The following is a 21,548-nucleotide window of genomic DNA, read 5'->3' as shown; positions in this document are numbered from 1 at the left end:
CCTTTCCTACAGAGCGCGCAGTCCGTCGATCACTTCGCGCAGGATCCGTTCGTCGGGCAACTGCGCGGGCGGCACGGGACGGCTGACGCTCACGCACCCCAGTTCCACCAGGTCGCCGAGGAGCACCCGGACGACGCCCACGGGCAGATCCGCGTCGGCGGCCAGCTCGGCCACCGACTGCGTCTCCGTGGCGCACAGGGCGATCAGTGTCCGGTGTTCCGGTCCGAGCGCGCCGTCGTCCGCGTCCGGTGCGTCCGCGGCGAGTGTGACGAGGGCGATCAGGTCCAGCCGTGCTCCGGTGGGGCCGGGCCGGGTGCGGCCTCCGGTCATCGCGTAGGGGCGGACGAGGGGCCCGGCCTCGTTGTCGTACCACTGGCTGCCCGGTCCTTCCCGGCCGCCACCCGTGATGTCGTCGGTCATCCGTGAGGCCCTTCGGGGTCATCCGCCCGAGGGCGGACGGGCGGCGGTACGCGGTGCGGTGCCAAGGTGCTCGCCGACGCGTCTGACCAGACGTGCCATCTCGTAGGCCACGAGACCGATGTCGGCGGTCACGCCCGTGAGGACGGCGATGCAGGAGCCCTCGCCCGCTGCGGCCACGAACAGAAAGGCGTCATCCATTTCGACCATGGTCTGGCGCACGCCGCCTGCGCCGAAGTGCCGGCCGGCTCCCTTGGCCAGGCTGTGGAAGCCGGAGGCGACGGCGGCGAGGTGTTCGGCGTCTTCGCGGTCGAGTCCGTTCGACGCGCCCACGGCGAGTCCGTCGTTGGACAGCACCACGGCGTGCCGCACCTCGTGCACGCGTTTGACCAGGTCGTCCAGCAGCCAGTCGAGTTCACGGGTCTGCGGGGCGGCCCTCGGGGCGGGTTCATGGATCATGCGGGGTCTCCTTCGGTGCTGTCGCCGGACGGCGGCTGCGGCGCTGCTGTCCGGCCGGGTCCACGGCCGCCGCCGCGCGACCAGCCGTCGCGGTACGCGGCCATGCGGTCCCGTACGGCTTCTGGGGTGCGCTCGTCGTCACCGTGCGCCCGGCCGGGGTCTGCCGGTGCCACGGGGCTTTCGCCGCGCAGTTGGGGAGCGAGGCTGGCCTGCCGTACGCGCCGGGGCAGGTCGTCGGACTCCGCTGCCGGCTGCTGCGGGCGGGAGTGGCCCTTCTCCGTGGAGACGCCGGGGGCGTCGGGCGCGTCGGCGGTCCGGTGCAGGCGCAGGGCGGGGGCTCCCGAGGGCCTGCCCGCGGTGGCGGTCCGTGTCGCCGGCGGTACGGCGGTTGTCAGCGCCGGCCGGCCGGCCGGACCGGGGACGGGCTCCTGTCGTCCCGCGGTGTCGGACACGCGCGCGTGCCGGTGTTCCTCGGGGCGGGCCGCCGCGCGTTCCGCCGTGGGAGCAGGCGCCGCCGCCTCGCTGTGCAGGAGCGCGGTGGGCAGCAGGACTACTGCCGTCGTGCCGCCGTAGGGGGAGGTCTGGAGGTGCACCCTGATGTCGTGCCGGGCGGCGAGCCGGCTGACGACGAAGAGGCCCAGCCGGTCGCTGCCGAACAGGTCGAGCGCCTCGGACCGTGCGACGCGGTGGTTGGCCTCCGCGAGGGCGTCCTTGCCCATGCCGAGGCCGCGGTCCTCGACCTCGATCGCATAGCCGTTGCCGACGGGTTCACCGGTGACCCGCACGCGGGTGTGGGGTGGCGAGAACTGGGCGGCGTTCTCGATGATCTCGGCCAGGAGGTGGGTGACGTCGGCGACGGCCGCGCCGACGACGGATGCCTCGGGGAGCTGTCGTACCTCCACGCGCGCGTAGTCCTCGATTTCGGAGACCGCGGCCCGGACCACGTCGGTCAGGGAGACCGGGGTGCGCCAGGCTCGTCCCGGTGCCGCGCCGGAGAGGATGATCAGGCTTTCGGCGTGGCGCCGCATCCGGGTGGTGAGGTGGTCGAGCCGGAAGAGGTCACCGAGTTCGTTCGGATCGTCGGAGCGGCGTTCCATGCCGTCCAGGAGGCTCAGTTGGCGGTGGACGAGGATCTGGCTGCGCCGGGCCAGGTTGACGAACACCCCGGCGATGCCGTCGGCGAGTTCGGCGCGTTCCACCGCGGCGTGCAGGGCGGCCCGGTGCACGGTGCCGAGCGCCTCGGCGACCTGGCCCGCCTCGTCCTCGGCGGGCGGCAGCGGCGGCGCCTCGGACCGGATGTCCATCTCGTCTCCCGCGCGGAGCCTGCGCATCGCGTCGGGGAGTTTGTGCCGCGCGATCTCCAGGGCGCTGTCGCGCAGGCCCACCAGTTCGACCACCAGGCCGCGGCCGATGCGGACGGAGATGACGAGCGACGCGGCGACCGCGAGGAGGCCGAACAGGACCGCGGCCCCGGCCGGAGTGAACACACCGCGGGTGAACGGGTCGGCCCGGTCGGCGACCGAGCGTCCGGCGTCCTGCTCGATCGCCCTCATGCCGTCGCGTACCCGCGCGTGTGCGCCGTCCCAGGAGGACCGGGGCACGCTCGCCTCGACCGCCCGGCCGCGCGAGGCCTCGGCGAGCAGCCGGTCCTCGGCGGCGCCCACGGTCCGGTAAGCGTCGCTGCCGGCCAGTTGCCGCCAGGCGGCGCGCCCGGAGCCACGCAGATCGGCGACGGCGGCCTCGGTCAGCGTGCGGCGGACGGCGGCGGCGCCGGTGAACAGGCGCAGCCGCTCCCCGCCGAGCCCGTCGGCCGCGTGGGCGCCGGCCAGCAGGGCGTCCTCCTGGGCCAGTGCCTCAGCCGCGCGGGCGAACTCGACCAGCACGCGCGCGTCGGAACCGAAATCGCCGTCCTGGACGTCGCTCAGAGCGGCGCCCACGGGGAAGGCCGCCGCGATGGCCGCCGTGTATCCGCCGTAGGCCTCCTTCCAGTCCGCGCGGCGGTCGAGTACGGCGGTGCGCAGCGATCCGAGCCGTTCGGCGCCGCCGACGAACGTCCCGAGCCGGCGGGCCACTCCGGCGGGCAGTTCCTCGCCGTCGGCGACGGTGTGGCGGTCGCCGAGCCGCAGTTTTCCGACCGCGCGGTCGGTGCGCGCGCTCAGCTCGCGGTAGTCCGCGTCGGGCACCGAGGAGGCGTCGGCGGCGTGCCGGACGGCTGCGAGCCGCTCGGTCTGCAGGGCGGCGACGGCGGCGCTGACGGGCGCCCGGACCCGGGCGTCCACGCGCTGGACCTGCCGCAGCCGGGAGATGTCCTGGGCTGTGGTGACGGTGGCGTACGCCCACAGGGCCAACAGGGAGACGACCGGCACCATGAGGAGGCAGACGATCCGTGCGCGCACGGTGCGGGGCCGCAGGCGCCCGCGCCACGCGCGCGTGGCAGGCGCGCCGGGTGCCTCGTCCGCGGTCCGTTCCGGGCCCTCGTCCGCCGGTGGTCCGGCGTGCGCGCGACGGCCGCGCGGGGGTGGCTGGAGCGGCGGCCGGCCGCTTGCTCCGGGCACGGTACGGGCGGGGCCGGTACGGGATGGACGCATGGTTTCCTCGTTCGGGACGTCGGTGCGCTGTCGTCGGGCCCTGACGCCCGGATCCGCCGTTACGGAGCGGTGGTCCCGGTGGGCTGGTTCGGCCGGGCCGGGGCGGACGCCCCGGGTCCTCCTGCCGTCGGCGACAGCGCGACGAAGGCCGAGGTCAGAAAGAGGTAGGACCCGAGGCCGACGGCGAGGGGGAAGATGAACTGCATCGCCGTGGCCCCGGGCAGCGTTTCGCCGGAGGGCGTGACCCGCACGCCGACCGCGAACATGCCCGTGTAGTGCATGCTGCTCACCGCCGCTCCCATGATCAGCGAGGCGAGCGTGACCGCGAGGGGTGACTCGGTGTTGAGCGCGGCCCACAGGGCCGCGGTGGCGGCCGCCACGGCTATGAGCACGGAGAGTCCCACGCGCACGGGGTCGTAGCGCACCTCGCCGTGCAGGCGCATGGCCGCCATGCCGAGATAGTGCATGCTCGCGACGCCGAGCCCCGTGGTGAGACCGCCGAACAGAAGTGCTCGCACACGGTTGCGGCCGTATCCGACGGCGAAGACACCGGCGCAGACGACGAGTACGGCGACGAGCAGACTCACGAGGGTGAGCGGTACGTCGTAGCGGATGTCGGTGCCGCCGACCCGGAAACCGAGCATGGCGACGAAGTGCATCGTCCAGATGCCCGTGCCGATCGCCGAGGCCGCGGTCAGGAGCCAGTTGCGGCGCGTGCGTCCGGTGGCGGCCAGGGCGCGCACGGTGCAGCGCAGCCCGAGGGCCGCACCGGTACAGGCCATCGCGTACGACAGCGCGGGGGTCAGCCACCCGAGGGCGGCGTGGTCCAGGTGTCCCATGGCCCCGGGACGGTAGTCCGGGAGCGGGCACACAACGGGGGCGCATTTCGAAAGGTGCTGCTATCTGACACAGAGGGGTGCTGGAACGATCGCGTCACGCTCGAACATGTGCGCTGCCGCATCTTCCGTGCGCCCCGGGGGATCATGCGAGGCATGAGCGACGACCACACACACGTCCAGGAATTCTTCGGCTCCCGGGCCGCCGACTGGGACCGCCGGTTCCCCGACGACGGACCGGCCTACGCGGCCGCGGTCGCCCGACTGGGGCTCCGGGAGGGTGATCGCGTGCTCGACGCCGGATGCGGCACCGGGCGCGCCCTGCCCCCGTTGCGTGCGGCCGTCGGGCGGTCGGGGCTGGTCGTGGGCGCCGACCTGACGCCTGCGATGCTCGAGGCCGCCGTACGGGCCGGGAGGGACCGTGAGGGGCGGCTGCTGCTGACCGACGTGGCCGCGCTGCCGTTGCGCTCGCGGTCGCTCGACGCGGTGTTCGCGGCGGGTCTCGTCGCGCACCTGCCCGACCCGGCCGGGAATCTGCGGGAGCTGGCGCGCGTCGTGCGTCCCGGTGGTGTGCTGGCACTCTTCCACCCGGTCGGCCGGGCGGCGCTCGCGGCCCGGCAGGGCCGGCAGCTCACTCCGGACGACCTGCGGGCCGAGGCCAATCTCCGTCCGCTGCTGGCCGGTTCCGGGTGGGACATGACGGCGTATGACGACGAGGACGCCCGCTTCCTGGCCCTGGCGGTCCGCGCGGGCTGAGTCGTTCCCCGTCCGGTCACGGCCACGGTGGACGCCTCGTGGTTTTCCGGGACTTCGGTTCAGCCCACGGAGTCCGCCTGTGTGTCGACGTGGCGGACCGGACAGCCCCGGAGACCGGGGACCGGGTGGGTGCCCAGCTCCGCGAGCCGGTAGCCGTTCGGATAGCCCTTGATCTCCCTGTTCTGACGGGCATGATGCGGAGCACTCCTCGGCGGCAGCAGACGGACCGCGCGCCCGCGCAGCCTGACCGCGCGGCGCACGAGCGCACGGGTGACGGGGCTCGGCGCGGCGTAGCCGAAGGCGCGCAGGAGGGGGTCGTCGAGCAGGGCGAGCGTCCCGGCGCGCAGGAGCGGTGCGAGCGGGCGCGGATACCAGGAGGCCATGAGGTCCAGTGTGGCGTCGGAGACACGGCGCCCGCCCTCGTCCCGGGCGAAGTGGGCCTCCTCGTAGGCGTCGAGGCAGGCTTCGAACTCCTCGTAGGAACCGGGGATGTCCTTGATGCCCATGTGCCGTCCCAGCGTGCGGTAGTGGACGGCCGAGGCGACCGTCTCGTGGCGCGACATCCGGCGCCACCCGTAGGCGTCGATCCAGCGTTTGGGGATCACGACGAACGTGCACAGCACGTAGCGCATGTCGTCGTTGCTGATGTCGTAGCTGCGGTGCATCCGGTTGATGCGCCGGATCGCCGTGCGGCCCTGCTCGCTGTCGAAGCCGTGCTCGACGACGGCGTCGAGCAGCAGCGCCGTGTCGTCGTACCGCTTCTGTGGTCTCTCGGTGAACTCGGCCGTTTCGGCGAGCAGTCGGCCGATGCTCGGCACGGCGTAGGTGCGGTAGAGCGCCAGTTCCAGGGCGCGGGCGAAGTCCCAGGGGAACTCGTAGGCCGAGGACAGCCGATAGATCTCGGAGGCGTCCTCGTAGGGATCCATGTCCCGGATCCGTGCCAGTAGTTCGAAGCGCCGCAGCATGGCCGCCCCCTTCTGCCGTCGGGGCTCCAACTCTACGTTGAGTAGCCGGAGATGCACCCACAGACAAGGGGGAGGCGGCGAACGACCGAACCGCGCTCCCCTGTGCCGTGTGGTCGTTTCGCCCCCGTCCAACCGGAAAGCTGCAGCTCGGGTGCGTCTGGAAGTCGTGACAAGGGCTTCCCGGGCGCACTAGGGTGCCCGCCATTGGACGAACCGATGGGGAGGCTGGGATGGCCGGGACGGACGAGGACACCGTCGCCGCCGCGGACGATGCGCTCTACATACTCACGGCGGTACTGCTGACGCCGGCGAAGTTCCCGAGTGTGCTCGGCGACGACTACCCGGAGGCGTGCGCCGCGCTCGGTCTCCCCCCGCTGGCCGACGGCTACGGCCTGGTGCTCGGTCAGGACGGGGACGGCGCCCGGTGGACCGTCGTCGTCGACGACGTCTCACTGGTCGCGGTCGCCGTGGCGTCCTGGGACTGCGGCATGGAGTACGACCTGTCTCCGGACGAGCGCACGGTCGTCACCGCGCTGCCCGGCTGGCCCCTCGCGGTCGCGGTGGCGGCACCCGGCGTGCCCGTGCCGCACGATCCGGGACCCGAGTCCGCCGACCAGCCCGCGCTGCGTCCGCCGGACACCACCGTCTGGGGCCCGGCCCAGCGGCGGCTGGGGGCCGACGAGATCGCCCTGCAGTGGGCGCAGTGGCGGGAGCAGATCGACGACGCGGAATTCCCCACGCCCGACGGAGGCGCCGGTTCGGCGGCCGGCACCCCCGACGTCAGCGGGGAAGGCGACGCGGGCACCGGCGAAGCCGCACGGGCCGAGCTCGCGGACGAGGCCACGGTTACGGCCGCGGACGACGGGAACGGCGCGGGGCCCTCCGGACACGAAGGCGTCCGGCGGGTTCTCGCGGAAGCCCGTGCCTACGTCGACACGCCGCCGCCGCTCGGCCGGGTGCGGTCCTCGTTCGCACCGGGGGACGCGCGGACGCTGCGCGCGGACGGCCCCGGCTGGTCACTCGTCGCCAGGACCGACGACATCGCGTTCATCCTGCTCGACGAGGAACCCGGCGAGGTGCTGCCGGTGGGCCGCGGACCGTCGCTGCCGGGGCTCCTGGCCGCCCTCGACAGGATGGCCGTGCGGCCGAGCTGAGCAGGGACGGCCTGCCCGGCTCCCACCGCGCCGCTCCTCACCCGAGGGGTCCCGGACGCCGCGCTCCCGCGCTACGAGGGGCCGGCGCGGCGTCAGCGCCTCAACGGCCTATCTCCCTGCGCGAGACACGACGCAGCCTGCGCCGCTGCGAGGGGTCCAGGGCGAGGTAGGCGGCGGCCGGGACTCCCAGGACTATCAGCAGGGCCGCCCACCAGGGCAGCCAGATCAGCAGGATGAGCCCGACCGCCACTCCTCCTGCTGCGACCTTGGCGTTGTTCGACATGGTGTCGCCTCCTTCGCGGCCACTGCCGCTCTCTGTCCTGAGAACGGGTTCGCGCTCCCCGCGGTTCCGCACCCCGACCCTGAGAACCCCCTGAGGGCCGACCCCCAGAGACCCCCGAGAACTCGACGGCCGAGCACTCGTCGGCGACCGATTCCGGAGGGGCACCGGAGCAACCCTCCCCTCGAAGCGTGACCCATATCACGTCTAAATCTCAATCTGAACCCACCCCGATCGGATACCATCGGCCGCCGCATCCCGACTGATCAAATTTGAGGAATCGCCATCGCCATCGCCGTACAGAACGCTTTCCCCACCCCGTCCGAGATCACCACACTCGCCGGCTGCTGTGCCGCCTTCCTCCCCGGAGACCCGGACCGCACGGGCACGGTCGCGTTCTGGCGGCCCGACGGCGAAGTGCCCGGCACGCACCCGTCGGGCACCCCGGGAGACCTGACGGTCGTACTGCCCGACGGGGACGGCGTGGAAGCGGTGACCGTGCCGGCGGTGCTGATCCCGGTACGTGCCGCCCTGCCCGTGCTCACACGCGCGCGTGCCGACGCCGACGGCCACCGGGCGTCGGTCTTCTGGGGCGCGGTCGCACTCGAGGCGCTCCACCTCGTCGCGCGCGGCCTGTTGCTTCCCGGACTCTCCGCGGCCGACCACGACGTCTGGCGCGCCGGCCCCCTGGATGCGGAGGGGACCGAGCGGATCCGCCACCTCGCCGCGGCCATGCCGCCCGAGGCGCACGCGGTCCCGGTGAACGACGGCGATCCCCTGCGACTGCCCGACCCGGAACGCCTGGTGCGCTCCTTCCTGGACGCCGTCGCGGACACGCTGCCCCGCTCCCCCGCCGCCGGACTCCTGACCGCCGGGCCCGCCTATGCCTCGGCGGAGCCCCGGCGGTCGCCCGGACTGCGGGACTGGGCCCTGGACGTCGCCGCGGGTCACGACACGGGGGTGCGGCTGTCGCTGCGCATCGAAGTGCGCGGGCTGCCGGCGTCGGCCTCCCCGGACGCCCGGCCGACGTTCCGGGTGGTGCCGCAGGTGCACAGCGTCAGCGACCCCGCGCTCGTCGCGGACACCGCCCAGGTGTGGGCCGGCACGGTGGGCGACGCGTTCGGCACGCGCGCGCGGATGGACGCCCTGCTCTCCCTGCGCCGGGCGGCCCGGGCCTGGCCCTCTCTCACGCCCTTGCTGTCGGCGGCCGTACCGGACTCCGTCGAGCTCACCGACGAGGAGATCACCGAGCTTCTCGGGGCCGGGTCCCGGGCGCTCGCCGGTGCCGGGGTCGACGTGCACTGGCCGAGGGAGCTGGCCCGCGGCCTGACCGAGCATGCCGAGGTCGGACCGCCCGACGACGACCCGGCCCACCGCGCGGCCGCGTCGGGGGCCGGCCGGTCGTTCCTGTCCGCCGACGCACTGCTCGCCTTCAACTGGACGTTCGCCGTGGGCGGCCAGGGCCTCACGCGCGAGGAGCTGGACCGGCTCGCCGAGGCCGACCGCCCCGTCGTGCGGCTGCGCGACCAGTGGGTGCTCGTCGACCCCGAGGAGGCCCACCGCGCCCGCGCCCGGCAGGACCACAAGGTCACGCCGGTCGACGCGCTCGCCGCGGCCCTGACGGGCTCGGCAGAGGTCGACGGACGCCGCGTGGAGGTGCGCCCCACGGGGTGGCTGGCGACCCTGCGGGAGCGCCTCGCCGACCCCGAGTCGCAGGAGACGGTGGCGCAGCCCGCCGCCCTCGACGCCACGCTGCGCGACTACCAGCGTCGCGGTCTCGGCTGGCTCGTGCGCATGACGTCCTTGGGGCTCGGCTGCTGTCTCGCCGACGACATGGGGCTCGGCAAGACCATCACGCTGATCGCCCTGCATCTGCACCGGCAGACGGACGGGGACGCAGCGGGTCCCACCCTGGTGGTCTGCCCGACCTCCCTGATGGGCAACTGGCAGCGGGAGATCGAGCGGTTCGCGCCCGGCACGCCGGTGCGCCGCTTCCACGGCCCCCGGCGCGGACTCGACGACCTGGCGGACGGCGAGTTCGTGCTGACCACCTACGGCACCATGCGTCTGGACACCGGCCGGCTGTCGGCCGTGCCGTGGGGCATGGTCGTGGCGGACGAGGCCCAGCACGTGAAGAACCCGTACTCGGAGACCGCGCGGCAGCTGCGGTCCATCGGCGCACGCGCCCGCGTGGCGCTCACCGGCACACCGGTGGAGAACAACCTCTCGGAACTGTGGGCCGTCCTCGACTGGGCCACCCCGGGACTGCTGGGCCGCCTGGGCACCTTCCGCCGGCAGTACGCCCAGGCCGTCGAGGGCGGACAGGACCCGGCCGCGGCGGAGCGACTGGCCCGGCTCGTACGGCCCTTCCTGCTGCGGCGCCGCAAGTCGGACCCCGGCATCGCGCCGGAGCTTCCGCCCAAGACCGAGACCGACCATCCGGTGGCGCTGACCCCGGAGCAGGCGGGCCTGTACGAGGCGGTCGTGCGCGAGGCGCTCGCCGAGATCTCCGGGGCCGGCCACATGGCGCGGCGCGGCATGATCGTGAAGCTGCTGACGAGCCTCAAACAGATCTGCAACCACCCGGCCCAGTTCCTCAAGGAGGACCGGCCGAAGATCACCGGCCGCTCCGGGAAGCTCGAGCTGCTGGACGAACTGCTGGACACGATCCTCGCCGAGGAGGCGAGCGTGCTGGTCTTCACTCAGTACGTGCAGATGGCGCGGCTCCTCGAACAGCATCTGGCCGCGCGCGGCGTGCCGTCGCTGTTCCTGCACGGCGGCACGCCCGTCACCGCTCGGGAGTCACTGGTACGGCGGTTCCAGGACGGCGAGGTCCCGGTCTTCCTGTTGTCCCTGAAGGCCGCGGGCACCGGGCTGAACCTCACGCGCGCGGAGCACGTCGTGCACTACGACCGCTGGTGGAACCCGGCGGTCGAGGCCCAGGCCACGGACCGCGCCTACCGCATCGGCCAGACCAAGCCCGTCCAGGTGCACCGGATGATCACGGAGGGGACCGTCGAGGACCGCATCGCCGCGCTGTTGAACCGCAAGAAGGAACTCGCCGAGTCAGTTCTGGGCGCGGGTGAGGCAGCGCTCACGGAACTGACGGACGCGGAACTGGCCGACTTGGTCGAGCTGCGAGGGGGCACGCGATGACCCGGTACGACAACGACGAGGAACGGACGTTCGTCGCACTGCCGCCCGCACAGGGACGCGGCTTCGCGCAGACCTGGTGGGGCCGGGCCTGGCTCAAGGCGCTGGAGGACGCGGCGATGGACACGGCTCAGGTGAAGACGGGCCGGCGCCTCGCGCGCGCGGGAGCGGTCGGCGCGGTCTCGGTGCGGCCCGGACGCATCACCGCCGTCGTCCAGGACCGGGACCGTACGGCGCACCGGGCCGACGTGCTGCTGGAACGGCTCTCCGACACCCAATGGGACCGCTTTGTCGACATGGCGATCGAGCGGTCCGCGCATGTGGCGGCGCTGCTGGACCGCGACATGCCGCCGCATCTGGTGGAGGACGCCGCGGCGGCGGGCATCGATCTGCTGCCGGGCATGGGCGACCTGGAACCGGAGTGCGACTGCGGCGCCTGGGACCACTGCGGGCACACCGCGGCGCTCTGCTACCAGGTCGCCAGGCTGCTGGACCAGGACCCCTTCGTGCTGCTGCTGATGCGGGGGCGCTCGGCCGGCGTCGTCCTCGACGCTCTGCAGACACACGGCTCCGCACCCGGCAAGGAGGCCGCGTCCCGGGCGGAGGGGGTGGACGCCGCCGAGGCCTACGCGACGGGGCAGGTCCTGCCTCCGCTGCCCGTGCCGCCCGGTCTTCCCGAGGGTCCGGGCGTGCCACCGTCCCTGGAGTCGGAGGTGGCGCCCCCACCCGGCGTCGACCCCGCACGCCTGGCCCTTCTGGCCTCCCTGGCCGCGACGGAGGCCCACCGCCTGCTCGCCGACGCCCTCAGCAGCGGCCTCGGCCGGCGGGACGTGGGACCGGAGCCGACCGTGACACAGGACGCGGTGCGTCTGGCCGCGGGAGATCCCGGGCCGGACGTGCTGGGGCGACTGGGCGAGGGATCGGGGCGTACACGCGAGGAGTTGGCCGTCGCCGTACGCGCGTGGCGGATCGGCGGCGCGGCCGCCCTGTCCGTGCTCGAGGAGGAGTGGCCGGTGGAGGGCGACACGCTCGCCCGCGCGCGTGCGGCACTCGATTCGGCCTGGGAGGAGGACGAACGGCCGCGGTTGCGGGCGCGGGCCAACCGGTGGACCGTCGTCGGCGCACCGCACCAGCTCCGCCTGGGCCGCGACGGACGCTGGTGGCCGTACCGCGAGGAGCACGGCCGGTGGGTCCCCGTCGGCGGCGCCACCCGGGATCCTGCGACGGCTCTGGCCTCGGCGGCCCTCGGCGCGGGGGACGAGCCCTGACGGGCCCTGATTCCCCGTCCTGCGCCTCGCCGCCTCGCCCCGTCTCGTCGCCTCCCGCCCCGTCTCGTTGCCTCCCGCGCGGTCTCTTCGCCTCCCGCGCGTCGCACTCGGCCGTGCGGACCGCTGGCACCCCTCACGAGCTCCGGCCCCCTCCGCGAGGGAGGGGGCCGGAGCGTGCCGATGGTGACGTGCCCCGTCAGCGGGCGCCGAGAAGGTGGTCCATGGCGAGCTGGTCGAGGTGCTCGAAGGCCATACCGCGCGCGGCGGCCGCGTCCACGTCGAAGGCCTCGTAGGCGCTCTCGTCGGCCAGCAGGGCCGTGAGACCGTCCTCGGCGGTCGGACGGGCCAGCTCGTCGAGCCGGGCCGCGGCCAGGGCTTCCTGCACCTGCGGGTCGGCGCGGAAGGCGGCCGCCCGGTCCTTGAGGATCAGGTAGTTGCGCATGCAGCCCGCCGCCGACGCCCACACGCCGTCGAGGTCCTCGGTCCGCGGCGGCTTGAAGTCGAAGTGCCGCGGGCCCGCGTACCCCGCCCGCTCCAGCAGGTCGACGAGCCAGAACGCGGCCCGCAGGTCGCCCGCGCCGAACCGCAGGTCCTGGTCGTACTTGATGCCCGACTGGCCGTTGAGGTCGATGTGGAAGAGCTTGCCCGCCCACAGCGCCTGGGCGATGCCGTGGGGGAAGTTGAGACCGGCCATCTGCTCGTGGCCGACCTCCGGGTTCACGCCGTACAGCTCAGGCCGCTCGAGGCGCTCGATGAACGCCAGGGCGTGACCCACCGTGGGGAGGAGGATGTCGCCGCGCGGCTCGTTCGGCTTCGGCTCGATGGCGAACTTGAGGTCGTAGCCCTGCTCGGTGACGTACTCGCCCAGCAGGTCGAAGGCCTCCTTCATCCGCTCCAGGGCGTCGCGCACGTCCTTGGCCGCGCCGGACTCCGCGCCCTCCCGGCCGCCCCAGGCGACGTAGACGCTCGCGCCCAGCTCGACCGCGAGGTCGATGTTGCGGATCGTCTTGCGCAGCGCGTAGCGGCGCACGTCCCGGTCGTTCGCCGTGAAGGCGCCGTCCTTGAACACCGGGTGCGTGAACAGGTTCGTCGTCGCCATCGGCACCTTCATGCCGGTCGCGTCCAGCGCCTGCCGGAACCGCTTGATGTGCGACTCCCGCTCGGTGTCGCTCGACCCGAAGGGGATCAGGTCGTCGTCGTGGAACGTGACGCCGTAGGCGCCCAGCTCCGACAGGCGCCGTACGGACTCCGCCGGGTCCAGGGCCTGCCGGGTGGCGTCACCGAACGGGTCACGGCCCTGCCAGCCGACCGTCCACAAACCGAACGTGAACCTGTCCTCGGGAGTGGGCTGGTAGTTCATTCCGCGGCTCCTCACTCGCTGCCGTCGATCGCTGCCCCGACTATTTCGTCATGGCGCTTTACAAATTAGTATGCACACACCGTCCTGGGAAGGGACAAGGTGTCCCCGAAGGAGTGAGTCCGGGTCCCAGGACCCGCGGAAGAGGGAGAGAAGCCCGATGTCAGCAGCCGAGGGTCCGCTCGTCGTCGGCGTGGACACGTCGACCCAGTCCACCAAGGCGCTGGTCGTCGACGCGGCCACCGGCCGGGTCGTCGCGAGCGGCCAGGCACCCCACACGGTGTCCTCCGGGGCCGGCCGCGAGAGCGACCCGCGTCAGTGGTGGGACGCGCTGGGCGAGGCCCTGAGCCAGTGCGGCGAGGCCGCCCGTGAGGCCGCCGCGGTGTCCGTCGGGGGTCAGCAGCACGGCCTGGTCACGCTGGACGCGCAGGGCGAGCCGGTGCGCCCCGCCCTGCTGTGGAACGACGTGCGCTCGGCCCCGCAGGCCCGCCGCCTGATCGACGAGCTGGGCGGGGCCAAGGCCTGGGCGGAGCGCACGGGAAGCGTGCCCAGCGCGTCCTTCACGGTCACCAAGTGGGCCTGGCTGGCCGAACACGAGCCGGAGGCGGTCCGCGCGGTGAAGGCCGTACGGCTCCCCCACGACTACCTCACCGAACGCCTCACCGGCGAGGGCACGACCGACCGCGGCGACGTCTCCGGCACCGGCTGGTGGGCGTCGGGCACGGAGGCCTACGACGAGGAGATCCTCGCGCACGTGGGCCTCGATCCGGCGTTGCTGCCCCGGGTGGTGCGGCCCGGCGAGGTGGCGGGCACCGTGCGCGACGGCCACGGCCTGCCGTTCTCCAAGGGCACCCTGGTCGCCGCCGGCACCGGGGACAACGCGGCCGCCGCACTGGGGCTCGGGCTGCGCCCCGGGGTCCCGGTGATGAGCCTCGGCACGTCGGGCACGGTGTACGCCGTGTCGCAGCACCGGCCCGCCGATCCGACCGGCACCGTGGCGGGGTTCGCCGACGCGCGCGGCGACTGGCTGCCGCTGGCCTGCACCCTCAACTGCACGCTCGCCGTCGACCGCGTGGCGGCCCTGCTGAACCTGGACCGGGAAGCCGTCGAACCCGGCACCGGCGCCACGCTCCTGCCGTTCCTGGACGGCGAGCGGACCCCGAACCTCCCGCAGTCCTCCGGCCTCCTGCACGGGCTGCGCCACGACACGACCGCCGGGCAGCTGCTCCAGGCCGCCTACGACGGCGCAGTCCACTCGCTGCTCGCCGCGCTCGACCTCGTCCTCGACGCCGACGCGGACCCGGCCGCGCCCCTGCTGCTGATCGGCGGCGGCGCCCGGGGGACGGCCTGGCAGCAGACGGTACGGCGACTGTCCGGGCGCCCGGTGCAGATTCCGGAGGCCAAGGAGCTGGTCGCGCTCGGCGCCGCGGCACAGGCGGCCGGCCTGCTGACCGGCGAGGACGCGGCCGCGGTCGCCCGCCGCTGGGACACGGCCGCCGGGCCGGTGCTGGAGGCCGTGGAACGGGACGAGGCGACGCTGAACAGGATCACCGGGGTACTCTCCGACGCGGCACCGCTGCTGGAACGGGACGCGGCCTCCCGCTGAGGACGCGCTCGCACGAGCGGGGCCACCGTACTGACCGACGGAACATGAGCCGTTCCTGCGGGCGCCGCGGCAACGAGGGCGTGCGGGAGGGGCGACGCGACCGGAGCGCCCCTCCGTCGGCCGCCGGCACGTGGACCACGACCAGTGGTCAGCCGCTGGGTTCCGTTCCCGGGCACCGGTCGCGCCCCGCTTCGGCGGGACCGCGGGCCGGGGCGGAACCGAGCGACGACCGACCGAGGACTGACGGAGGAATGACCGCACCGCCGCACGAAGCCCACCCGCCCCGCCCCGGGCGCGCCCTGCCGGACACGCAGCAGGGAATGCGCCGCCGCAACCTCGCGCGGGTGATGCACGCCGTGAGCGCCGAGGGCCCGCTGTCCCGGGCCGCCGTGGCCTCACGGATCGGGCTGACGCGAGCCGCGGTGTCCACGCTCGTGGACGAACTCGTCCGCTCCGGCCTGCTGGAGGAACTGGGCCCCGAGCGCCCCGGCCGCGTCGGCCGGCCGGGGTCCGCGCTCGCCGTCAGCGGGCAGGGCCCGGCCGGCATCGGGGCGGAGGTCGGCGTCGACCATCTCGCGGTCTGCGCGATGGACCTGCGCGGTCGGGTACGCGCGCGTGCCGTGCGGCACGGGAGCAACCGGGGCCGCTCTCCGGAACCGGTGCTGGAGCAGCTCACCGGCCTGGTGGGACAGGTCGTCTCGGAGGCGCGGACCGAGGGACTGTGGCCGGCCGGACTCGCGGTCGCCGTGCCTGGTCTGGTGGCACGGGACGGCCGGACCGTCGTACGCGCGCCGAACCTGGACTGGCACGACGCGGACCTCGGCGCGCTGCTGCCCGCGGATCTGCCGCTGACCGTGGACAACGAAGCCAACTTCGGGGCGCTCGCCGAACTGTGGCTCGGCGACGGCACCCCCGGGGACTTCCTGCACGTCTCGGCCGAGGTGGGCATCGGTGCGGCCGTGGTCTTCGACGGCCGGCTGCTGCGCGGCACCCGCGGGTTCGCCGGTGAGCTCGGCCATGTCCCGGTCCGTCCCGACGGGCCCGAGTGCCCGTGCGGCGGGCGCGGCTGCCTGGAGCAGTACGCGGGCGAGAAGGCGGTCCTGCGCGCGGCGGGCGTGGAGGCCGGGGAAGACCGGGTCGGGCTGCTCGCGGGGCGTGCCGCCGAGGGCGACGAGGACGTTCGGCGCGCCCTGCGCGAGGCGGGCACGGCGCTCGGTATCGCCCTGACCGGTGCGGTCAACCTGCTGGACCCCGAGGTGGTGGTGCTGGGCGGCGCCCTGGCGGGACTGGCCCCGTGGCTGGTGCCGTCGCTGCGCGACGAACTCGCCGGGCGCACGGCCGGCCCGGCCTGCCCGGTCTCCGTGTCGGACCTGGGTCCGCAGGGACCACTGCTCGGCGCCGCGCACTCCGTGGTGCGGGCCGTGCTGGACGACCCGGGCGCGCTGGCGGAACGGGCCTGACCCTCGCCGCCACGACCCTCCGCGGCGGCCACGACGGGAGTGCCGGCGCCGCACCGCACGCCGTCCACCCGCCGCGACGACCGTCGGGGCGAGGACCGCTGCGGCGACGGCTGAACCGTGACGCCGAGGAAACTCCGGCGTTCTTCCCCCACCTTATTCACTCGATCGAGTGAGGACGCTCTCCACAAGGCGGTGGCTGTCCACGGAACGGCGCGGCGCTCTACTGCGCAACGCCCGATCCCCGTACGGTGATTCACGCGGACGCACCTCGCCCACGGGGCGGCCGGACGTCCGCGTCGGCGTTCTGCTCCGCAGCCACGCGCTCCGTCATGTCGGGCAGCGGAGCACCCACCCCCCACCGGGCCCAGAGCCCCACCGACGAAAGGGCATCCCCATGGACAGCGAAAGGACAGCACCCGTTCCCACCAGGCGCCGGCTCCTGCAGGGCGCCGCACTGGCCACCGTCCCGTACGCCCTGCTCTCCGGCACACGGGCCGCCGCACAGGCCCGTGCCGTCGACTACCCCTCCGCCGAGTGGCAGCCGGCGAGCGCGTCCAACTACAGCCGGTCGAACCGTCCCACGTCCTATCCCCTCGACTACGTGGTCATCCACGTGACACAGGAGACGTACGCCGACACCCTGTCCATCTTCCGCGATCCGGAGAAACAGGTGTCCGCCCACTACGTCGTCCGGTCCTCCGACGGACACGTGGCGCAGTGCGTGCGTGAGGCGGACATCGCCTGGCACGCGGGCAACTGGGACTACAACACCCGCAGCATCGGGATCGAGCACGAGGGGTGGGTGGACCGCCCCGAGTACTTCACCGACGCCCTGTACGAGCAGTCGGCCCGGCTCACCGCGGCGATCTGCACCGCCTACGGCATCCCCAAGGACCGCACGCACATCATCGCGCACCACGAGGTGCCCGGCAGCGACCACACGGACCCGGGGCCCTTCTGGGACTGGACCCGCTACATCAGACTGGTCAACTTTGCCTGACCCACTCGCCGTCTCGTCCCGCCCTCTCGGAACGCCACATTCGGGTGATCCGGGTGGACGAAGTGGTTGTCCGTCCCTGTCCGCGGAGTCACGATGTCCCAAACCGCCGCACCGTCCGGGGAGGCCGAGTTGACCGATTCATGGCTGGCTCTGGAACCGGGGGCCGACCCCGTGGAGCGGGCCCGGGCGCTGCGTCGGGCCCACGAGACGTTCACCGAGGCCGGGACGGTGCCTCGGCCCGTGCGTGCGGTGGTGGCGGACTCGTGGCGGCGGTCCGTCAAGGCGGGGGTCGGCCCGGACAGCGCGGCGAGCGTGGAGCTGATGGACGGCGACCTCGGCGCCTACCGGGCCGAACACCCGCTGGCGCGGGTGATGCCGCTGGTCCGTGAGCTCCTGGGTACGTTCGCGGCCGACGGCGAGCATCTGCTCGCGGTGTGCGACGCGCACGGCAGGCTGCTGTGGGTCGAGGGGCATCCGGCCACCCGGCGCCGGGCGGGCCGGATGAACTTCGTGCCCGGGGCCCGCTGGGCGGAGTCGGCCGTCGGCACGAATGCGCCGGGCACGGCGGTGGCCGTCGGCCGACCGGTACAGGTCTTCGCGGCCGAGCACTTCATACGCCGGGTCCAGCCCTGGACCTGCGCCGCCGCTCCGGTGCACGACCCCCGCACCGGGCGGGTGCTCGGTGCCGTGGACATCACCGGCGGAGACGGCCTGGCCCACCCGCACAGCCTGGGTTTCGTCCAGGCCGTGGCGCGTGCCGCGGAGTCCCAGTTGGCGCTGCTCACTCCCGAGCGGCCCGGGACCGAGTCGGCCGAGCTGACCGTGCTGGGCCGTGACGAAGCCCTGCTGAGCGCGGACGGCCGCCGGGTCCGGCTGAGCCGGCGGCACAGCGAGATCGTCCTGCTGCTGGCCCACCACCCGGAGGGCCTCACCGGCGACGAGCTGCTGTGTGCGCTGTACGAGGACGAAACGGTGCCCCCGGTGACGCTGCGGGCCGAACTGGCCAGGCTGCGCGGAATCCTGGGACCGGGCCGGCTGGCCTCGCGGCCCTACCGGCTCACGATGCCCGTCGAGTCGGACGCCGCCGTCGTCGAGCGCCGACTGCGGGCCGGTGCGGTCTCGGCGGCCGCGACGGCGTACGCCGGTCCCCTGCTGCCGGGCTCCCAGGCCCCGGCGGTGACACGGCTCAGGCGCCGCCTCGCCGACGGTCTGCGGGCCGCGTTGATCTCCTGTGCCGATCCCGACCTGCTGGCCGACTGGGCACACGCCCCGTGGGGCGAGGACGATCTCGACGTGTGGCGGGCGCTCGCAGCGGTCCGGCCCACGGCGGCGACCGGCTCGCGGCTCGCGGCGCTGGAGTCGGAGCTGACGGCGGCGGACCCGTGGTGAACGCCCGCCCGAGGGCGGGCCGCCGGGAGAGCGGGCGGTGACCACGGCGTACGCAACGTCACTGCAACGTCCCGCTTCCTAGGCTCGCCCGGAGCTGTCCAACGGCGGGCAGCGCTCGTTGAGGGAGGCACACAGGATGACCCGTTACGCGGCGCCCGGCACCGAGGGCGCGATCGTCTCCTACCAGTCGCGCTACGACCACTTCATCGGCGGGGAGTACGTGCCGCCCGCGCGCGGCCAGTACTTCGAGAATCCGTCGCCGGTGAACGGCCTGCCGTTCACCGAGATCGCCCGCGGCACGGCGGACGACGTGGAGCGGGCACTCGACGCCGCGCACGAGGCCGCTCCGGGCTGGGGTCGTACGTCGGTGACCGAGCGCTCCGGCATCCTGCTGAAGATCGCCGACCGCATGGAGGCGAACCTGGAGCGCCTGGCGGTCGCCGAGAGCTGGGAGAACGGCAAGCCGGTGCGCGAGACACTGGCCGCGGACATCCCTCTCGCCATCGACCACTTCCGCTACTTCGCGGGCGCCGTCCGCGCCCAGGAGGGGTCGCTCGGGGAGGTCGACGACGACACCGTGGCGTACCACTTCCACGAGCCGCTGGGGGTCGTGGCGCAGATCATCCCGTGGAACTTCCCCATCCTGATGGCGGCCTGGAAGCTCGCCCCCGCCCTCGCGGCCGGAAACGCGGTGGTCCTGAAACCGGCCGAGCAGACCCCGGCCTCGATCCACTACTGGCTGAGCCTGGTGGCGGACCTGCTGCCGCCCGGCGTCCTGAACGTCGTCAACGGCTTCGGCGTGGAGGCGGGCAAACCGCTGGCGTCGAGCCCCCGGGTGGCGAAGGTCGCGTTCACCGGAGAGACCACCACCGGGCGGCTGATCATGCAGTACGCCTCGGAGAACATCAAACCGGTCACGCTGGAGCTGGGCGGCAAGTCGCCGAACATCTTCTTCGACGACGTCTGGGCGCGGGACGACGACTTCCGCGACAAGGCGCTCGAAGGCTTCACGATGTTCGCGCTCAACCAGGGCGAGGTCTGCACCTGCCCGTCCCGTGCGCTCGTACAGCGGGGCAGCTACGCCGAGTTCATGGAGGCGGCCGTCGCCCGCACCGAGCTGATCAAGCCGGGCCACCCCCTGGACACCGACACGATGATCGGCGCACAGGCCTCCAACGACCAGCTGGAGAAGATCCTCTCCTACCTGGACATCGGCCGGCAGGAGGGCGCCAAGGTACTCACCGGCGGTGAGCGGATCGAGCACGAAGGCGAGTTGAAGGGCGGCTACTACGTCCAGCCGACGATCTTCGAGGGCCACAACCGCATGCGGATCTTCCAGGAGGAGATCTTCGGCCCGGTCGTGTCGGTCACGTCCTTCGACGACTTCGACGACGCCGTCAAGACGGCCAACGACACCCTGTACGGTCTCGGCGCCGGAGTGTGGACCCGCGACATGAACACCGCCTACCGCGCGGGCCGGGCGATCCAGGCCGGACGCGTGTGGACGAACTGCTACCACGCGTACCCGGCGCACGCCGCCTTCGGCGGCTACAAGCAGTCGGGCATCGGCCGCGAGAACCACAAGATGATGCTGGAGCACTACCAGCAGACCAAGAACCTCCTGGTCTCCTACTCGCCGAAGAAGCTGGGCTTCTTCTAACGGCACGAAAGAAGGCGCCTGACCTGGCCCTTTGCCGGTCAGGCGCCTTCACTTCGATCCGCTCAGAGCAGGGCCCGGTCTACGCCGTGCCCCCCCCAGATCCTCCCTCGCGGCGTCCTGGACGCGGTCCCATTCCTGCATGGACTGCTCGGCGAGGTGGTTGGCCTGCTCCCGGACGTCCGGCCCGACGGGCGCAAGAGCTTCTCCTGGAAGGACCAGCGCGACCTGATCCAGACCGCCCACCAGCAGCTCGGCGGCGCGATCGTGCTGGTCTGGGACAATCTCAACACCCACCTGACGGCCGGAATGCGCCGCTGCATCGCCGACCGCGACTGGCTCACCGTCGTCCAACTGCCGCCCTACGCAACCGACCTCAACCCGGTCGAAGGCATCCGGTCCGTCCTACGACGCACCACCACAGCCAACCGTGCCTTCGCCGACCCCCACGACCTGATCACCGCCGTCCGGCGTAACCTGCGTCAGCTCCAGTACCGCGCCAACCCCCGGCGCATCGCAATCGGGACCGCCGGCGGTAGGAGGGCGGCAGTCTCTTGCCCTCTCACCTGGTCAGCGTGCCGTCCGGAGTCTCCTGTACGGAGACCTTCTTGGCCTGTCTGCCCAAGACGCTGGACACGACCGCACGGATACCTTCCGGGTCGTTCTTTTGCTCCGGGACCGTGCTGGAATTCTCGATGGCAGTCTTCAAGTACGCGGGGTTCCACGACGAGATGGCACCACTGACGTCGATCCTCTCCACCCTGCTCTTGCCCACCTGTGCCTTGATCGCCGGCAGGATCTGGTCCGAGTACATGCCACCGGCCGCTTTGAACAGACTGGCATGACCGCCGACCTTGCCGCCGTCCCGGAGGTAGACGGTGATGGTCAAGCAGCTCGTGACCGAGGGATAGGTGATCGTGCCGCCCGGGCCGACACTTTTGACTTCGCCCTCGGCAACGCTCTTCGTCTCCGCCGCGCCGGCTGCGGTGCCCCCGCCGGCGTCGTCGTTCTCGGCGCGCTGGACGGTCGGGTCTGTGCCACGTGGCGTGCGACCGCGGTCGGCCGCCAGCGCACGCGTTGTCGCGGCGTTGCCCGCCATGCGCTGCAGGACGGTCACTGCCGACGGGCCCAGGGGGCCGCCCGTTTCCCGCGGCAGGTCACCGGTTGGACCGGTCGGAGCAGACCGCCGCGGTGCCCTGGCGG

17 protein-coding genes and 1 pseudogene are annotated in these 21,548 nt (G+C 73.3%); 10 read left to right on the top strand and 8 right to left on the bottom strand.

Features of this window, described 5'->3' with window-relative positions; translation table 11 throughout:
* Nucleotides 1–6: 6 nt before the first annotated feature.
* From Sdi02f_RS26100 to Sdi02f_RS26085, 4 genes are read right to left on the bottom strand one after another with little or no spacing between them, the layout of a single operon-like run.
* Nucleotides 7–420 (bottom strand): DUF742 domain-containing protein, encoded by a 414-nt coding sequence (locus Sdi02f_RS26100; RefSeq protein WP_053663256.1) that lies wholly within the window; start codon nucleotides 418–420, stop codon nucleotides 7–9.
* Nucleotides 421–438: 18 nt separating this feature from the next.
* Entirely contained in the window at nucleotides 439–876 is a 438-nt protein-coding gene (locus tag Sdi02f_RS26095) for a roadblock/LC7 domain-containing protein (protein ID WP_030401757.1), read from the bottom strand.
* A complete protein-coding gene (locus Sdi02f_RS26090) occupies nucleotides 873–3,464 on the bottom strand; it encodes a sensor histidine kinase (RefSeq protein ID WP_108934129.1) in 2,592 nt (863 codons plus the stop codon). Before Sdi02f_RS26090 ends, Sdi02f_RS26095 begins: the two co-directional genes overlap by 4 nt.
* 59 nt (nucleotides 3,465–3,523) lie before the next feature.
* Entirely contained in the window at nucleotides 3,524–4,303 is a 780-nt protein-coding gene (locus tag Sdi02f_RS26085) for an MHYT domain-containing protein (protein WP_108934128.1), read from the bottom strand.
* Nucleotides 4,304–4,456: 153 nt separating this feature from the next.
* Here Sdi02f_RS26085 and Sdi02f_RS26080 point away from each other — a divergent pair, with 153 nt between their 5' ends.
* The gene (locus Sdi02f_RS26080) at nucleotides 4,457–5,056 is read left to right on the top strand and encodes a class I SAM-dependent methyltransferase (RefSeq protein WP_108934127.1); all 600 of its coding nucleotides are present in this window, start codon (nucleotides 4,457–4,459) and stop codon (nucleotides 5,054–5,056) included.
* Nucleotides 5,057–5,115: 59 nt separating this feature from the next.
* On the opposite strand, the gene Sdi02f_RS26075 is transcribed toward Sdi02f_RS26080, so the two are convergent.
* Nucleotides 5,116–6,021, bottom strand: a complete 906-nt coding sequence (locus tag Sdi02f_RS26075; RefSeq protein WP_108934126.1) for an oxygenase MpaB family protein — start codon at nucleotides 6,019–6,021, stop codon at nucleotides 5,116–5,118.
* Between the two features lie 230 nt (nucleotides 6,022–6,251).
* On the opposite strand from Sdi02f_RS26075, the gene Sdi02f_RS26070 reads away from it, so the two are divergent.
* Nucleotides 6,252–7,175: a hypothetical protein gene (locus tag Sdi02f_RS26070; RefSeq protein ID WP_108934125.1), complete on the top strand. Its 924-nt coding sequence runs from the start codon at nucleotides 6,252–6,254 to the stop codon at nucleotides 7,173–7,175.
* Nucleotides 7,176–7,275: 100 nt separating this feature from the next.
* Here the strand turns inward: Sdi02f_RS26070 and Sdi02f_RS26065 are convergent, their stop codons facing one another.
* Nucleotides 7,276–7,458 carry a tail-anchor membrane protein gene (locus tag Sdi02f_RS26065; RefSeq protein WP_031033852.1) on the bottom strand — a complete coding sequence of 61 codons (183 nt, stop codon included), beginning with the start codon at nucleotides 7,456–7,458 and terminating at the stop codon, nucleotides 7,276–7,278.
* 324 nt (nucleotides 7,459–7,782) lie between these two features.
* Here Sdi02f_RS26065 and Sdi02f_RS26060 point away from each other — a divergent pair, with 324 nt between their 5' ends.
* Together Sdi02f_RS26060 and Sdi02f_RS26055 are read left to right on the top strand one after the other, a co-directional pair.
* A complete protein-coding gene (locus Sdi02f_RS26060; protein WP_245962244.1) occupies nucleotides 7,783–10,611 on the top strand; it encodes an SCO1167/SCO6262 family helicase in 2,829 nt (942 codons plus the stop codon).
* Complete coding sequence (locus tag Sdi02f_RS26055; RefSeq protein ID WP_108934124.1) at nucleotides 10,608–11,876, top strand: SWF or SNF family helicase; 1,269 nt, start codon at nucleotides 10,608–10,610, stop codon at nucleotides 11,874–11,876. The genes Sdi02f_RS26060 and Sdi02f_RS26055 overlap by 4 nt, the downstream gene beginning before the upstream one ends.
* 196 nt (nucleotides 11,877–12,072) lie before the next feature.
* Here the strand turns inward: Sdi02f_RS26055 and xylA are convergent, their stop codons facing one another.
* A complete protein-coding gene (gene xylA / locus Sdi02f_RS26050) occupies nucleotides 12,073–13,236 on the bottom strand; it encodes a xylose isomerase (protein ID WP_030401766.1) in 1,164 nt (387 codons plus the stop codon).
* 157 nt (nucleotides 13,237–13,393) lie between these two features.
* On the opposite strand from xylA, the gene xylB reads away from it, so the two are divergent.
* The 6 genes and pseudogenes from xylB to Sdi02f_RS26020 all read left to right on the top strand — a co-directional run.
* Nucleotides 13,394–14,839, top strand: coding sequence for a xylulokinase (xylB, locus tag Sdi02f_RS26045; RefSeq protein ID WP_108934123.1), 1,446 nt, complete (start codon nucleotides 13,394–13,396; stop codon nucleotides 14,837–14,839).
* 251 nt (nucleotides 14,840–15,090) lie between these two features.
* Complete coding sequence (locus Sdi02f_RS26040; RefSeq protein ID WP_031081793.1) at nucleotides 15,091–16,299, top strand: ROK family transcriptional regulator; 1,209 nt, start codon at nucleotides 15,091–15,093, stop codon at nucleotides 16,297–16,299.
* 394 nt (nucleotides 16,300–16,693) lie between these two features.
* Nucleotides 16,694–17,299 carry an N-acetylmuramoyl-L-alanine amidase gene (locus Sdi02f_RS26035; protein WP_030401769.1) on the top strand — a complete coding sequence of 202 codons (606 nt, stop codon included), beginning with the start codon at nucleotides 16,694–16,696 and terminating at the stop codon, nucleotides 17,297–17,299.
* A 93-nt stretch (nucleotides 17,300–17,392) separates the two neighbouring features.
* Nucleotides 17,393–18,688, top strand: coding sequence for a GAF domain-containing protein (locus Sdi02f_RS26030; RefSeq protein WP_234319697.1), 1,296 nt, complete (start codon nucleotides 17,393–17,395; stop codon nucleotides 18,686–18,688).
* A gap of 136 nt (nucleotides 18,689–18,824) precedes the next feature.
* The gene (exaC, locus tag Sdi02f_RS26025; protein ID WP_030401771.1) at nucleotides 18,825–20,348 is read left to right on the top strand and encodes an acetaldehyde dehydrogenase ExaC; all 1,524 of its coding nucleotides are present in this window, start codon (nucleotides 18,825–18,827) and stop codon (nucleotides 20,346–20,348) included.
* Nucleotides 20,349–20,534: 186 nt separating this feature from the next.
* Nucleotides 20,535–20,849 (top strand): annotated as a pseudogene (locus Sdi02f_RS26020) (transposase); the annotation flags it as partial.
* Between the two features lie 58 nt (nucleotides 20,850–20,907).
* On the opposite strand, the gene Sdi02f_RS26015 reads toward Sdi02f_RS26020, so the two are convergent.
* On the bottom strand, nucleotides 20,908–21,444 hold the full coding sequence (locus Sdi02f_RS26015) for a hypothetical protein (protein ID WP_234319718.1): 537 nt from the start codon (nucleotides 21,442–21,444) through the stop codon (nucleotides 20,908–20,910).
* Between the last annotated feature and the right edge of the window lie 104 nt (nucleotides 21,445–21,548).

The organism is Streptomyces ardesiacus (assembly GCF_003112575.1).
GTDB classification, from domain to species: domain Bacteria; phylum Actinomycetota; class Actinomycetes; order Streptomycetales; family Streptomycetaceae; genus Streptomyces; species Streptomyces ardesiacus.
This window is presented reverse-complemented; position numbering and strand designations above follow the sequence as displayed.

What these genes read in the sequence shown, in the direction of transcription:
- Sdi02f_RS26090 (WP_108934129.1), bottom strand. Translation starts at nt 3,464, where the DNA reads ATGCGTCCATCCCGTACCGGCCCCGCCCGTACCGTGCCCGGAGCAAGC.
- Sdi02f_RS26015 (WP_234319718.1), bottom strand. Translation starts at nt 21,444, where the DNA reads ATGGCGGGCAACGCCGCGACAACGCGTGCGCTGGCGGCCGACCGCGGT.
- Sdi02f_RS26065 (WP_031033852.1), bottom strand. Translation starts at nt 7,458, where the DNA reads ATGTCGAACAACGCCAAGGTCGCAGCAGGAGGAGTGGCGGTCGGGCTC.
- Sdi02f_RS26035 (WP_030401769.1), top strand. Translation starts at nt 16,694, where the DNA reads ATGGACAGCGAAAGGACAGCACCCGTTCCCACCAGGCGCCGGCTCCTG.
- Sdi02f_RS26100 (WP_053663256.1), bottom strand. Translation starts at nt 420, where the DNA reads ATGACCGACGACATCACGGGTGGCGGCCGGGAAGGACCGGGCAGCCAG.
- xylA (WP_030401766.1), bottom strand. Translation starts at nt 13,236, where the DNA reads ATGAACTACCAGCCCACTCCCGAGGACAGGTTCACGTTCGGTTTGTGG.
- Sdi02f_RS26085 (WP_108934128.1), bottom strand. Translation starts at nt 4,303, where the DNA reads ATGGGACACCTGGACCACGCCGCCCTCGGGTGGCTGACCCCCGCGCTG.
- exaC (WP_030401771.1), top strand. Translation starts at nt 18,825, where the DNA reads ATGACCCGTTACGCGGCGCCCGGCACCGAGGGCGCGATCGTCTCCTAC.
- Sdi02f_RS26095 (WP_030401757.1), bottom strand. Translation starts at nt 876, where the DNA reads ATGATCCATGAACCCGCCCCGAGGGCCGCCCCGCAGACCCGTGAACTC.
- Sdi02f_RS26030 (WP_234319697.1), top strand. Translation starts at nt 17,393, where the DNA reads ATGTCCCAAACCGCCGCACCGTCCGGGGAGGCCGAGTTGACCGATTCA.
- xylB (WP_108934123.1), top strand. Translation starts at nt 13,394, where the DNA reads ATGTCAGCAGCCGAGGGTCCGCTCGTCGTCGGCGTGGACACGTCGACC.
- Sdi02f_RS26080 (WP_108934127.1), top strand. Translation starts at nt 4,457, where the DNA reads ATGAGCGACGACCACACACACGTCCAGGAATTCTTCGGCTCCCGGGCC.
- Sdi02f_RS26075 (WP_108934126.1), bottom strand. Translation starts at nt 6,021, where the DNA reads ATGCTGCGGCGCTTCGAACTACTGGCACGGATCCGGGACATGGATCCC.
- Sdi02f_RS26055 (WP_108934124.1), top strand. Translation starts at nt 10,608, where the DNA reads ATGACCCGGTACGACAACGACGAGGAACGGACGTTCGTCGCACTGCCG.
- Sdi02f_RS26070 (WP_108934125.1), top strand. Translation starts at nt 6,252, where the DNA reads ATGGCCGGGACGGACGAGGACACCGTCGCCGCCGCGGACGATGCGCTC.
- Sdi02f_RS26040 (WP_031081793.1), top strand. Translation starts at nt 15,091, where the DNA reads ATGACCGCACCGCCGCACGAAGCCCACCCGCCCCGCCCCGGGCGCGCC.